This window comes from Pseudarthrobacter sp. Y6, from assembly GCF_050156205.1.
In the GTDB taxonomy this organism is placed as follows: domain Bacteria; phylum Actinomycetota; class Actinomycetes; order Actinomycetales; family Micrococcaceae; genus Arthrobacter.
This window is the reverse complement of record NZ_CP189574.1, coordinates 48,206-61,188: the sequence shown is the minus strand read 5'-3', so window position 1 is coordinate 61,188 and position 12,983 is coordinate 48,206. Positions and strand designations below refer to the sequence as shown.

General features: G+C 65.1%; 13 protein-coding genes and 2 pseudogenes. 7 read left to right on the top strand and 8 right to left on the bottom strand.

The genetic code is table 11. From position 1 onward, the window contains the following. Positions 1–93: 93 nt before the first annotated feature. The 4 genes from ACQCSW_RS00305 (at position 94) to ACQCSW_RS00290 (ending at position 3,356) form a co-directional block, all read left to right on the top strand. Positions 94–1,293 carry an NAD(P)-dependent malic enzyme gene (locus ACQCSW_RS00305; RefSeq protein WP_426988900.1) on the top strand — a complete coding sequence of 400 codons (1,200 nt, stop codon included), beginning with the start codon at positions 94–96 and terminating at the stop codon, positions 1,291–1,293. A 116-nt stretch (positions 1,294–1,409) separates the two neighbouring features. After that, on the top strand, positions 1,410–1,910 hold the full coding sequence (locus tag ACQCSW_RS00300; protein ID WP_426988899.1) for a DUF456 domain-containing protein: 501 nt from the start codon (positions 1,410–1,412) through the stop codon (positions 1,908–1,910). A gap of 35 nt (positions 1,911–1,945) precedes the next feature. Further along, entirely contained in the window at positions 1,946–2,911 is a 966-nt protein-coding gene (locus tag ACQCSW_RS00295) for a hypothetical protein (RefSeq protein ID WP_426988897.1), read from the top strand. Between the two features lie 67 nt (positions 2,912–2,978). Next, positions 2,979–3,356, top strand: a complete 378-nt coding sequence (locus tag ACQCSW_RS00290; protein ID WP_426988895.1) for a nuclear transport factor 2 family protein — start codon at positions 2,979–2,981, stop codon at positions 3,354–3,356. A gap of 33 nt (positions 3,357–3,389) precedes the next feature. Here ACQCSW_RS00290 and ACQCSW_RS00285 read toward each other — a convergent pair whose 3' ends face one another. Continuing rightward, positions 3,390–4,043, bottom strand: a complete 654-nt coding sequence (locus tag ACQCSW_RS00285; RefSeq protein WP_426988893.1) for a LysE family translocator — start codon at positions 4,041–4,043, stop codon at positions 3,390–3,392. A 104-nt stretch (positions 4,044–4,147) separates the two neighbouring features. Between ACQCSW_RS00285 and ACQCSW_RS00280 the strand changes: the two genes are divergently transcribed. Next, a complete protein-coding gene (locus tag ACQCSW_RS00280) occupies positions 4,148–4,603 on the top strand; it encodes an Lrp/AsnC family transcriptional regulator (RefSeq protein WP_426988891.1) in 456 nt (151 codons plus the stop codon). Positions 4,604–4,664: 61 nt separating this feature from the next. Here ACQCSW_RS00280 and ACQCSW_RS00275 read toward each other — a convergent pair whose 3' ends face one another. The 4 genes from ACQCSW_RS00275 to ACQCSW_RS00260 all read right to left on the bottom strand — a co-directional run bounded on the left by ACQCSW_RS00275 (position 4,665) and on the right by ACQCSW_RS00260 (position 8,049). Next, on the bottom strand, positions 4,665–5,330 hold the full coding sequence (locus ACQCSW_RS00275; protein WP_426988889.1) for a hypothetical protein: 666 nt from the start codon (positions 5,328–5,330) through the stop codon (positions 4,665–4,667). A gap of 6 nt (positions 5,331–5,336) precedes the next feature. Then, positions 5,337–5,894: a hypothetical protein gene (locus tag ACQCSW_RS00270; RefSeq protein WP_426988888.1), complete on the bottom strand. Its 558-nt coding sequence runs from the start codon at positions 5,892–5,894 to the stop codon at positions 5,337–5,339. A gap of 92 nt (positions 5,895–5,986) precedes the next feature. Continuing rightward, positions 5,987–7,486, bottom strand: coding sequence for a WXG100 family type VII secretion target (locus ACQCSW_RS00265; protein WP_426988886.1), 1,500 nt, complete (start codon positions 7,484–7,486; stop codon positions 5,987–5,989). A gap of 95 nt (positions 7,487–7,581) precedes the next feature. Then, positions 7,582–8,049 carry an Lrp/AsnC family transcriptional regulator gene (locus ACQCSW_RS00260; RefSeq protein WP_426988884.1) on the bottom strand — a complete coding sequence of 156 codons (468 nt, stop codon included), beginning with the start codon at positions 8,047–8,049 and terminating at the stop codon, positions 7,582–7,584. A gap of 316 nt (positions 8,050–8,365) precedes the next feature. Between ACQCSW_RS00260 and gluQRS the strand changes: the two genes are divergently transcribed. After that, entirely contained in the window at positions 8,366–9,247 is an 882-nt protein-coding gene (gluQRS, locus tag ACQCSW_RS00255) for a tRNA glutamyl-Q(34) synthetase GluQRS (RefSeq protein ID WP_426988882.1), read from the top strand. Positions 9,248–9,290: 43 nt separating this feature from the next. Here gluQRS and ACQCSW_RS00250 read toward each other — a convergent pair. Further along, a pseudogene (locus tag ACQCSW_RS00250) lies at positions 9,291–9,443 on the bottom strand (amidohydrolase family protein); the annotation flags it as partial. A gap of 58 nt (positions 9,444–9,501) precedes the next feature. On the opposite strand from ACQCSW_RS00250, the gene ACQCSW_RS00245 reads away from it, so the two are divergent. Then, positions 9,502–10,188 carry an HD domain-containing protein gene (locus ACQCSW_RS00245; RefSeq protein WP_426988880.1) on the top strand — a complete coding sequence of 229 codons (687 nt, stop codon included), beginning with the start codon at positions 9,502–9,504 and terminating at the stop codon, positions 10,186–10,188. On the opposite strand, the pseudogene ACQCSW_RS00240 reads toward ACQCSW_RS00245, so the two are convergent. Next, positions 10,166–11,255 (bottom strand): annotated as a pseudogene (locus tag ACQCSW_RS00240) (low temperature requirement protein A). The gene ACQCSW_RS00245 and the pseudogene ACQCSW_RS00240 overlap by 23 nt on opposite strands. Before the next feature lie 56 nt (positions 11,256–11,311). Then, a complete protein-coding gene (locus tag ACQCSW_RS00235; protein ID WP_426988878.1) occupies positions 11,312–12,841 on the bottom strand; it encodes a DUF222 domain-containing protein in 1,530 nt (509 codons plus the stop codon). Positions 12,842–12,983 lie beyond the last annotated feature (142 nt).

The window sequence follows — 12,983 nt, the reverse complement described above, 5'->3', positions numbered from 1 at the left end:
TGGGCCCAAGAAGCAACGAATTCCACCTTGAGCCTGCCTGTGCTTGAGCCTTTCTGCGCCGTGCGCCCACGGCTAGCCCCAGGAGACAACGACGTGTCCATTGACGTAATCGCACCTACCGACAATTCAGCAGCCACCGCCCTGACCGAGGCCGAGATCTTCGACGCCCACCAGGGCGGGAAGCTCTCGGTGACCAGCACGGTCCCGCTGTCCAACAAGCGCGACCTGTCCATCGCCTACACCCCCGGTGTGGCCGAGGTCAGCCGCGCCATCCACAACAACCCGGAACTCGCCAAGACCCTCACCTGGGCGCAGCGCCTGGTGGTTGTGGTCAGCGACGGCACCGCGGTGCTGGGCCTGGGCAACATCGGCGCCGCCGCCTCACTGCCCGTGATGGAGGGCAAGTCCGCCCTGTTCAAGACCTTCGGCGAGCTGGATTCCATTCCCCTGGTCCTGAACACCACGGACGTTGATGAGATCGTGGAAACCCTGGTCCGTCTTCGCCCCAGCTTCGGCGCGGTCAACCTTGAGGACATCTCGGCCCCCCGCTGCTTCGAGCTGGAAGAGAAGCTGATCGATGCGCTGGACTGCCCGGTCATGCACGATGACCAGCACGGCACCGCCGTGGTGGTCCTCGCCGCCCTGACGAACGCAGCCAAGGTCACCGGCCGCGGACTCGCAGGCCTCCGCGTGGTGGTTTCCGGCGCCGGAGCCGCAGGCATCGCCGTCGCCGAAATCCTGCTCGCCGCCGGCATCACGGATGTTGTCCTGCTCGACTCCAAGGGCGTCATCAACCGGGAGCGGGCCGACATTGCCGCCGACCCGCAGAGCAAGAAGTCCCAGATGGCACAGCGCAGCAACCCCCGCAGTGTCACGGGCGGCCCCGGCGAAGCGCTGCTTGGCGCTGACGTGTTCATCGGGGTTTCCTCCTCGAAGCTGGACGAGGCGCACCTGAAGCTGATGAACGACGACTCCATCGTGTTCGCCCTCTCCAACCCGGACCCCGAAGTCCTGCCCCAGGTGGCCGCCAAGTACGCCGCCGTGGTGGCCACCGGCCGCAGCGACTTCCCCAACCAGATCAACAACGTCCTGGCGTTCCCCGGAATCTTCCGCGGCGCGCTGGACGCCGGTGCCCGCCGGATCACGCCCGCCATGAAGCTTGCCGCGGCACGAGCCATTGCCGAACTCGCGGAAGCTGACCTTTCGGTGGACTACATCGTGCCCAGCCCGCTGGATCCGCGCGTTGCCCCGGCAGTGACGGCCGCCGTCGCCGCCGCCGTGGAAGCCGAGTAACCTCCGCGGCCACAGTGCCATAACGCCCGACGGCGGTGCCTCCCCGCGCAGGGGACGCACCGCCGTCGGGCGTTAAGCTGCGGAACTGACCTCTGCGCCGACCTAAACTGGGGCTCATGAACTCCGAAACCGTGGTGAGCATCCTGTGCGGCCTGGCGATCCTGGTGGGGGTGGTGGGCACCATCATCCCCATCCTGCCCGGCAGCTTCCTGATCGGGCTCAGCCTGTTGGCCTGGGCCATCTGGGGTGGCGCCGGGACCGCGGGCTGGGTGGTCTTCGCGGTGGGGATGGTCTTTGTGCTGGCGGGCACGGCCGCCAGCGCGGTGCTGACCGGACGGAAGCTCAGGCAGCACAGCATCCCCAGCCGCAGCGTGGTGATCGGCCTGGCGGCGGGCGTGGCCGGCATGTTCATCATCCCGGTGGTGGGGCTTTTTGTGGGCTTTGCCGCGGGCCTGCTGCTCAGCGAGTTCCTCCGCACCCGGAACCTCGGCACGGCAACGTCCACCAGCTGGGCAGCCCTGAAGGCCACCGGCCTGGGCATGCTGGCGGAGTTCGGGCTGGCGTGCCTGGCGGCCAGCACCTGGGTGATCGGGCTCTGGGTCGTGGCCGCCACATAGGGCTTCCATCGAGGTCCGCCACGTAGCATGGAGAGATGACCGCGGGGGATGCCAGAGGACCGATCTACCGGGACACCCGTGACCTGACACCGTTCGGGAACGTCCACATGCAGACCCCCGTCCGGGAGCTCGCCGGCAGTGTGGGCGGGCTGATCCACGGTGTGCTGGGCGGCCGGGACGCCGCGCTGCTCGCCGTGGACGGCGATGTTCCCAGGCTCAAGCGGATGCCCGGCAAGGCAGCCAAAGCCGTGCACGATGCCGTCTTCACCAGCAAGGAACCTGAGCGGCTCATCGCCCTGGGCCGCGCCTATCCGGGCTGGTCCGGGCTCTGCTCCGTTATGGCCGGCCTCCTGGCGTACCAGCACGGCGGCTACCTGCGCGCTTCCGAACTCCTCCAGCGGGGCTTGTCCATCAGGAACGATGACGACGCCAACCAGTATGCCGCCACGTACCTCACGCGTGTGGTCACGCGGGTGGAGGTTGCCGAGCGCATCGAAGTCCCCGTGCTGTTCAGCCAGGAATCGGTCTTCCTGGCCCTGTCGCACTCCCTTCGGGAGACGGGCCAGCTGGAAGCCGCGCTGCAGACGGTGTCCGGGTTGCCGCCGTCGTTGCCTTCAGCGCTGGCGCGCTGTGCGCTGGCGTTCGCGCTGGGTCGCGACAAGGAAGTGGTGATCTGGACCGAGGGGCTGCTGAACTCCGACGACCTCTCGGCGGCCCTGCTGTTGCTCCGCGGGCGCGCGCTGCGGCGGCTGGGCGCCCACCCACAAGCGCACGAGGCCCTGAAGGAGGTCCTCCGCCGTCGGAAAACGGACGTGGTGCTCCGCAACGACGCTCTCACCGACCGTGCCCTGCTGGTGCTGGACAACGGCCGCAAGTCCCTCAACCCGCGGGACTGGCTCCGCGGCCGGCCGGCAGAGCTGGAAACGTTCGAAGTCATCCGCAAGGACGTTGATGAGCGACGGCTGTGGGAGCAGGAGTGGGAAAACCTGGACGGGAAATGAGCTTGGGGTTGCGGGCGGCCTCATGGACTTGCTTGTGGACCAGGCCGCCCCGGAGTACAACGGAGGCATGAGCGACGCAGTCCGGTCCTGGTTGGAGAAGTACATCGCGGCGTGGACCACCAACAACCCGGAGGACATCCGGGCGCTGTTCACCGAGGAAGCCGTCTACGCCACCCGGCCGCACGATGCCGATGCATGGCGGGGGCGCGAGCAGATCGTGGACCGCTGGCTGGAGGCGCGGGACGACCCCGGGAATTGGACCTTTGACTGGTCGCTGTTGGGGGCGGACAGCGGGCTGGGGGCGGACGGCGGGCTGGCCTTTGTGCAGGGCTTCACGCACTACCTCGGTGACCGTCCCAGCTACGACAACCTGTGGGTCATCCGCCTTGAACCGGACGGGCGGGCCTCGGAGTTTACGGAATGGTTCATGGAGCGCAAAGCCTAAAGCTCTCTGCCTGGGCTTTCTGCCCGAACGTGGTCAGGCCTGCCCGGTGAGCCCGGCAACCAGCGGAACCAGTTGCTCTGAGAGGAGCACTACGCCGAGGGCAACCATGATGATGCCGCTGGCCAGGGTGACTGTCCGCGCGGCACCGGGCCGGGACTGCAGGAGTTTGCGGGCCAGCAGCGCCACACACGTGTAGACGGTTCCGGCCAGCAGGACAAACGTCAGGCCCAGCAGGCCGGACTGGACCGGGACCGGGAGGGCGGCTTCCGGGCTGACGAACTGCGGCACCAGCGCCACGTAGAACAGCAGGCCCTTGGGGTTGATGCCGCTGGTGCCCATGCCCTGAAGGAAGGTGCGGAGCTGGTTGGCGGGCTTCCCGACGGCGTCTGCCGGACTGAAGGAGGCGCCGCGCCAGGAGCGGAGCGTGCTGATGCCCAGCCACAGCAGGTACGCCGCGCCGGCCACTGTGAGCCAGCCCAGGACGCCGGGCAGGCCGGACAGCAGGGCCGCGAGACCTGCCACCATCAGCAGCGTGTGCAGGACGTAGCCGCCGCAAAGTCCGGCCACGGCCGGGACGAAACTGCGCTGCCGCAGCCCGGCGGTGATTGAGTAGGCCCAGTCCACGCCGGGGGTGCAGGCGAGGGCGACAGCCACCACAATAAAGGCGAAAAACAGCTGGGGATTCATGGCGGGCTCCTGTCCGATGGGTACAGGACAAACCTTATGAAGTTTCCGGCCATAAGTGCTTACCCTTTTCGCCCTCACGGAGTGAGAATTGGTAAGATTATTGCGTGATCGACCATATTGACAGAAGTATTTTGCGCCACCTCAAAGAGGACGGCCGGATGACCGCCACGGCGCTGGCCGCGAAGGTCGGGCTCACGGTGGCGCCGTGCCACCGGAGGCTACGGGACCTGGAGGCGTCGGGGGTGATCCGCGGCTACAAGGCGGACATCGATCCGGCCGCCGTCGGGCTGGGTTTCGAGGCCATTGTGTTTGTCACTTTGCGCCAGGTGGACCGCTCCACCATGGAGATCTTCGAGAATCGGGTGGCGGACAATCCCAACATCGTGGAGGCCCAGCGGCTGTTCGGCTCACCCGACTATCTGCTGAAGGTCATTGCCGAGGACCTGCCTGGCTACCAGCGCTTCTACGACGCTGAACTCACGTCACTGCCCGGGGTTGAGCGGCTGACGTCCACGCTGGTGATGAAGAACCTCAAGTCGAACGCCGGCCCGCCGGTCTAGTGAGTGTGCTGGCGTCAGCCTGCCTTGATTCAGTTAGGCGGTGTTTCAGTCAAGCGGTGTTTCAGTCAAGGGGCCAGACGTGGACGATGATCACCTGGATGTCCTTGGTGCCGTCGTACCTGAGGTCATAGTTCACTTCCAGCCCTGTCGAGGTCCCGGACGTGACGGAATAATCACTTTTGTCTTCCGGGTGTCTTTCCATCGACGAAATCCACCGTTCCGCCACCACGCTGTCGATTCCATAACGCTCCACCCCATCCCGGATCAGGCTGGCGAACTCGTCCAGCGAGCCGGCCGTGAGGAAGTAAGTGACCTCGCTGAAGTCGGTCCGGCTGTCCGTGGTGTTGAAGCGGATGCGGTCGGATTCCCCCGTGATTTCGCCGTTGGGAGCCACGATGGTGAGTTCGATTTTGCCCGATCCCCTCGTGTTGACCTCCGGCCCGTTGCTGGCCTGGGCGACCCCCACCGACGCCTTCTCCAGCCAGCCGGAAGTCATGTCCAGCCGCGCAATCTTGGTCTGGCGGATTCGGTCGACGCCGGCTTCGTCAAGGCTGGAGAATTCGGAAGTGCCTGTGTCGCTCGCGTGCGGGGTGGGGTCCGCTGTTGCGCCGCCCATCCGGCAGCCTGCCAGGACCAGGATGCCGGTCAGGACAAGGAGCACGACGGCGGCCTGCCGCCTGGATCGCGGGGCGGGCGTCGCCGTCGGTGACGAAGGACGTGATTTCACGGATGTCTAGGGCTTGCCGGTGGAAGCGATGTTGGCCGCAGCGTCCGGGGTGTAGTACTTTCCGGCCAGGTGCACTGAATAGATGAACGTCATCCGGCCGGTGTCGTGGTTGGAAAGGATCTCGGCGGAAAATACTGTTCCGGTCTTGTTGCCCATGCCTGGGTACCACTCGTCCTTGCCGGATCCGTCTTTGAAATCGGGACCGATCTCTTCTGCCTCTTCCAGGGCAATGAAGCCTAGTTCGTTCGCCGCGCGCCGGATTTCCGGATTGGCGTCCTGGGCGTCCGGGTAGTTGATGAAGATATCGACGTGATCCACAATATTGTCCGCTCCGGGACGGATGCGGATGGTGTCCGTTTGCATTTCGACCACGCCGCGGGGGGTGGTCATGGTGACGTCGATCAGTTTGTCGGAATCTGTGGCAACCATGGCTCCGTCGGAGCCTTCTGCAAACCCGAGGGTAGACATGTCCATCGGCAAGTTGGTGAAGTCGAAGACTGCCCTCCGGCTGCTCTTGATGGCTTCGATGCCTTCGGAAGTGAATTGGGAGTTGCCGTTAGCCACGATCGGTTCCTTTTTGGTTGGGTCTGCACCAGGGATCACGCCGCAGCTAGTCAGTAGCGCTGCGATCAAGAGGGCGAGGACAAGGCGTGTCTTCACGGGGCACCCACGGCCTGACGGACTTCCTTCGGCACCATCCGGTACTCCTCCACTCGGTTGGGCATGGGATTCACCATCTCACCGTAGGGGTCCTCCTCGCCATGTAACCAATCCTCGTAAGCGCCAAGGGTGTCCTGCTCAATGAGGCTCCAGCGGTCTTCACGGTCGGAGATATTGCCATGGTGGACGTCGATGCCGGCGGGAGGAAATCTATTCATGTCGAAGTACGGGTCCGCCGCCGGGAACTGCTGGTAATAAGAGTTGGCACCTTCGATGCTTGGTTCGCCCAGCACGGTCATGGCCTCGGTGAAGACCACGCCGGTGGCGCGTCCGCGGATGTTGTCGTAGTCGTCAGCGATGATGTAATTCTGCTCCTGGTCGGCCATGTTAAAGGACGCCTGGTGGAGGGCCGTCTGCTGGTCGGGACTCAGTTGGTGGTAGCCCTCCGCTGTCGAATAGCGCGGAACGGAATCGATACTGGTCCACGCCTCGTTCATGCGCCGGCTGACAATACCCGCCTCCTCGAGTCGCTGGATTTCGGCCAACCCGCCTTGTTGGTAGGCGAAGTGCTGTGACCCGATATCGGAGAAGATTTCTTTCTGCATGGCCAGGAACGTCGTTTCGTAGAATTCCAGTTCAGCGGTGCTGAAATTGGCCAGTGCAGTGAGCGCGGCCTGCCTGACAGGGTCTGGTCCTGCCAGCAGGGGTGTGATGTCCGTGCCTGCCTGTGCCATGTTGTTGAGGAATGCAATGTCCTCGAAACCGGCGATGAACGTTGGCCCCACCTGGTTTGCCATGCCGATCCACTCCATTCGTGGATCATTCTTGTAGAGCTCGGCGTAGAAGGCATAAACCCTGTAGATGTCGGCGCGGTTGTGGTCCACGCCCCGGGACGGATCCCAGCGGTTGGGATCAATCCCAGCCTCCCGCATAGCGGACTCACCCCAGTACTGCTGAAGGAACTGGCCATAGCTGTTCGCCTTGCCGCCGGGACCGGTCGGCGCCATGGCGCCGGAGTCCACCAGGCCGTCCAGGACACTCTTTGCGGCATCGGCGTTCGACTGACTTTGCCGGACCCACTGCTGGAATTCCTCGGATTGCAGGTAGCTGTCGCGCTCCTCAGGAGTCATGCCGGCAAGCCTGTCCGTCAGTTCCCCGGCGGCGTTGCCAGGGGAATTTCCGCCGCTGACTGTGCCGGGTCCACCGCCTGAGCTGCTCCCTGGTGAACCTGCGCTGGCCCGGTCCTGCTGGGCTGCGTTCTCCAACAGCGCTTTCGAAGCCTGCTGGATGCCGGCGGCGGCGGTCCTGAGCGCCTTGGCATGGGTACTACTCCAATCGGCGCGGAACCGTGCCCCATCGTTGCCTTTCCACGGGCTGGAAGCGATGGAGCTGCCCAATTGTTGTCCCAGCTGGTCCATCCGGGTGGCGCCATTCGCAAGATCTTTCGCCAACTGACGCAGTTGCGCCACGTCAGCGCCGTAGAAATTCCCCGCCATTTTTCCCCCTGAATGGATTCCCGTTCCAGCCTAGCGGCAGAGGACACTGACGGGCGATGGGCAGGGCTCCCCACCGCAAGTACCAGCGCCCGGGCTCACCCCTGCAGCAGCCCGGTGGTGCGGTAGGAGATGACTTCGCGCAAGAACATGCTGGTGGAGGTGCGGACGATTCCCGGGCAGAGCCGGATCTCCTCGGACACGCGGTAGAGGTCGTCCGGGCTGGTGGCCACCACGCGGATCAGCAGGTCGGTGTCGCCGGCAGGGGCGTGGCATTCCAGGACCTCGGGGATCTTGCGAAGCGCCGCGATGGCTTCGTTGAGGTGGCTCTGGTCCAGTTCTGCACTGACGGCTGCAGCTACGCCGCGGCCCAGGGCTGCGGGGAGCACCCGGCTGCTGTTGTGACGGAGGGCGCCCGACGCCGTCATCCGCTCCAGGCGCGTCTGCACGGTCCCGCGCGCCAGGCCCAACCGCTGGGCAAGCACCATGATGGGGACGCGTGGGTCCTCGTCCAGGGCAGTGAGGATGCGCTTGTCCGTGGCGTCCAATTGCTGCAATCTGATCATTTCCTGTCGAGATGCGGAGCGGTTAGTAGTCAGATTGACTAACGAACCGCTTGCCGGTTGTGCCAACTGTATGGCGTCTGCTCAAATAGTGGCAACAAGGGCAGAGGCTACCGCCGATCCCCGCAGGCTACAGGAACCCCGGCACACCACCCGGAAACTGGACACCGCCTCCCGCAAGGAGGACGCCGCTGATTGACACTTGTTCACACCACGGTCATTCTGCACACACGGCAATAGCCCCTGAGCCACCGACGTCGGATCCCCGAAGTCATCGGTAGCTGAGGGGCTCTTGTGCTGTCCGGACTAGGGTTGATCCATGACCCCAGCCGGCCGCTTTGCCCCCAGCCCCTCCGGTGAACTGCATGTAGGAAACCTCCGCACCGCGATGCTCGCCTGGCTGTTCGCCCGGTCCGCCGGGCGCGACTTCCTGCTGCGCGTCGAGGACCTGGACCGCGCACGGGCCGGCGCGGAGGCGGAGCAGCTCCGCGATCTGGAGGCCTTGGGCGTGACGTGGGACGGCGCCGTCGTGCGCCAGACGGACCGCGGAGCCGTCTACGCCGAAACGATCGGGCGGCTGTCTGCCGCAGGCCTCACCTACGAATGCTTCTGCACCCGCCGCGAAATCCAGGAGGCGCCGTCAGCGCCACACGCGCCGCAGGGCGCCTATCCGGGCAGCTGCCGGGACCTCGATCCTGCTGAGCTGGAGTTCAAACGCTCCACCCGGCCAGCCGCCATCCGGCTCCGCGCCGAGGTAACGGAGTACACCGTGCGGGATGTGCTGCACGGCGATTTCACCGGCGTGGTGGACGATTTTGTCCTCCGCCGCAACGACGGTGTCACCGCTTATAACCTGGCCGTCGTGGTGGACGACGCAGCACAGGGCATCGACCAGGTGGTGCGGGGCGATGACCTGCTGCCATCCACGCCCAGGCAGGCATATCTTGCGTCGCTGCTTAATATTCCCGTTCCGGAATATGCGCACGTGCCGTTGGTGGTGAATTCCGACGGTGCCCGGCTGGCGAAGCGCGACGGTGCCGTGACGCTGGCCGACCTCGCCCGCGCGGGTGTTTCCGCAGTTGATGTCCGGGATCTCATCCTGCATTCCCTGGGGCTGCCAGCCGGGACGCTGGAACATGCACTGGCGGCGTTCCGGCCGGCGAGCCTCCCGCGGGGACCGTGGGTGTGGACCGGCCCCTAGAGCCTGTGCGTCGTTGGCTTCGCCTGGCTGGCGGTTCTGTCTTCGACTTGTGGGTGGCGATCGAGTTGGCCTCGTCCTGCCACGGCACGGAGGGGTGCGCCATGATGATCTGCAGTTCCGGGAAGTCGGCTGCGACCGCGTCCAGCAGGAGCGGGTTGGAGTACGCCAGTTTGATGCCATAGCCGTCGGGAAGGCCCACCATGAAGACCCTGCTCCGCAAGGCGGTGTGGGGCGACTCCGCGTAGGCTGAAGCCATGTCGGAACCCGAATTCACTGAAGCAAATCTCCCTCAACCGGGATTCACCGTCGAGACCGCGAAAGTCCTGGCCGAGGTGGCCCACAACCGGCAGAAAGACAAGCTCAAGCGGCCCTACCGTGACCATGTGATTGCGGTAGGTGATGCCCTGGCAGATTTCGATGACGATATCCGGATCGCCGGTTATCTTCATGACATTGCCGAGGACACTCCCATCACGCGGCAGGCGCTGCTGGATATGGGCGTTTCCGGGCGGGCAGTGGACATCATCGAGCGGGTCACCAACCGGTTGCACGACAATCCCGATGATTATCAGGCCGGAATGCACTTCATCGCCGAGGACCACGATGCAGCGTTGGTGAAGATCGCGGACAATGCCCACAATTCCCTGCCCGAACGGGTCAGGGCTCTGGCCGCGAAGTGGCCGGACAAGCCTCCCGTCACCAAGTACCGCGATGCCCGTCCGGTGCTGTACGCCGCCGTCGACGTCGAAGAAGTCCGCAGCATCCTTGCAAGGGTGAATCCCTGGCTGCTGGCGGAGCTGGATGACAGGTTGGACGAGGAAGACGACACGGACTACGAGAACCTGACGTACGACGACGCCCCAGTGGTTGAGCCCGCCGCGGTGGTCGAGCCCGTCGAGACCCCAGCACCGGCGGACACTACGACGAGCGTTGAGAAGTAGTCTCAGCCTCTAATTTTTCCAGAGCCCGATGCAGCCGCTCAGAGCCGTGGCGCTTCGATGATGATCGAAACGCCCAAGGCCAGCACGATGACCAGTAGGCACACCGGCACCGACGCGCCGGCTGCAGCCAGTCCAATTGAGCCGGCCAACGCCACCAGCACGCAGGCCGCCACGGTGATGATGGTGCGGTCCGCGTCGACCATCACGCTGTATAGCCACGTCAAGGAGAGCTTGAACAATGCCACGGGAACCGCGATGCTCGCGACGGCCGCTACCCCGCTGATGTGGGCTGCATGGTCAATGTAATAGGCAGCCACGCGCAGTCCAGCGCCCGTGGCTGCGATCGCCGCGAAGATAGGGATGTGGCCGTAGCCGAAGAGATACGACCTGTGCCGACGCAGATGGAGCGCGCGCCCCGCGGGCAGCATGAAGTAGATCCACCACATGCCGAAGGCCAAGGCCGTGCCTCCGAAGCCGACAAGGGCCGCGTCAAGGCTCCAGCCGTGATTTGCCACGATCGCCCGCAGGGTTTCAATCGCCCCGATGAGGCATTCACCCAAGGCGATGATGGCCAGCAGACCGTAGCGTTCGGCAATATGATGCGCGTGCCAGGGCGTCCGGGTCTTGCCTCGAAGCCCGCACCCACTGCGCCACAAGAGCCAGGCGCATTAGTACGTAACCTCCGACGATCACCCTGTTATCCACCTGCACTCCCTCCACGAGGGAGCGGAACATCGGCTCGATTCCCATGGCCAGGATCAGGACCCCGACGATCTGGACCATGGTGACCACTCGGAACACCCAGTCGTCGGTGTCGTAGGCGCTCGCGAACCACGTGAAGTTGATCCAGGCCCAGATCACGGCGAACATCGCAAAAGAGAACCCCAACAGTCCTGCGCGAAGTGGGCTTCTGCGATTTCGTGGGCAAACTGGCTGCTGGCCACCCCGAAGGCAATGACAAAGGTCAGGTCGAAAAAGAGTTCCAGCGGGGTGGCGGCACGGTGCTTTTCATGCGGATCCCGGCCGCCCATGCGGGAGAGCGAGCGCCGGAGGGGGTTCGAGGACATGGTTCAAAGATTACCGCCGGGGCGGTCGCCTGCTCTAGGGCGCACAGGGCTGCGGTTCACAAGCCACCGCCTGGGCCTTCCGGCGGTGGCTCTTCGAGGGTTTGCAGAAACGGGGCCCACCCCGGTAAGGCGCGCTCCAGCATGGTTATGCCTAAACTGGGCTCCCTCAAGGCGGCAGGTTTTTGTTCGAAATCGTCGGTGGGATCAGGACCATGCGCTCGCCGTAAGAGCGTGGCTGGCCAGATTGGTGGTTCCCAGTCGGGGTGTTCGCTGGCGTAGTGCCGTCCAGTCGGTGATCTCCAGCCGGGTGGTTCGTTTTTGGTGGCGGCGGTGGGTGTCCATGGCGTGGTGTGTCTGAGCCGGTGATGTTTAGGACACGGCGAACCGAGATTCTTGATACTGGTGGTGCCGCCGTGGGCCCAGGCGAGGATATGGTCGGCTTCGTTGTCCAGGGAGTGGTTGCTGCAGCCGGGGAACGGGCACTTCCCGTCCCGCAGCCTGAGCCATTGGCGTTGGGCTTTCGTGACGCGGTAGCTGGTCCGCCCGATTTCCAAGGGAGCACCGTCGCGTGGATCTGTCAGGACGCGGTGGAAGGACTCGGCGCCGTCGGCGATCAGTTGCCGGGCCATTGGCGGCGGGATCGGCCCGTATCCGTCCAGGGTGGCCGGTTCATCGGTGACACCCAGCAGGGAGAGCACCGGGACCGTGACGAGCACCTGCGCCCGCGGCGACGGAACACCCCCGATTAGTTCGCCAGATGGGTCACCGGTGTTGCCGAGGAGCCAAGCGGCGGCGATGTCGGCGCGGAGCTGGCTGAGAGTCCGGTCTTCGTCCGGGCCTTGGAGCGCTCTTGCCGCGCTGGTGGTGCGTTCCCAGATCCCCGCGGCCTGATCGGCGGGGAGGTAGGCGGAGAGCCAGGCCATGCCGTGGCGGTCCGGGGCGTACTCGAGCCGCCGATCCTGGAAGCTGCGGGTGTGGCGCTTTTCGATGCTGACCGGGTGGTGCCGTTCCCGCCAGATCCGGGCCTTGTGCCGGAACCGGCCAGGGACGAGCTCCCCGGCCGGGCAACCCCGGGCAGGGTTCACGGCGTCGGGGTCCAGGAAGTGCGCCTCGAGGGCTTGGGCGCCGGCAGGGTCCAGGTTCACGGTTTCGTCGACCATGATCCGGGCGTGTTGCCACGAAATCGTCCCGCCTTGCAGCGCGGACATCGTCAAAGGCAGGCTAGTGGTCAGGTCGTGGGCCTCAGCGAGCAGGGCACCGGCGGCGCGTTCGCTCACGGTCAGCACGCATGCCACCTCCGCGACCACTGCCATTTCCTGGGCGGCGTGGTCCTGCGGCGACGCCGCTGGCGATGCCATAGCCTGTCCCGCTTCGCTGTAACCGGCAGTCAGCCGGACCTTCAGGGCGGCCATTTTCGCGTCCATCCGGGAGGCCTCAGCCAGCCCGTCCAGGAAATCATCCGCCAACTGCCGCAGCGGGCCAGCATCACCGGACCCAGTCCTATCCGCCCCCCGCACAACGACAGCAAGCGCAGCGACACAAGCCTCAACGGCCTCCAACGCCTCCACTGCCGCTCTGCGTTCCATACTCAAAGCATCCCAGGACGCACTGACAATCACCGCGTGAATGAATGCCTATGTGCATAACTCTGCAGCCACGCGGAACCTCACGGCAGGATCCGGGCTTCCAGCCGGCCCACTCCGGCGAGCTGACCAGTTGCTTTCTGAG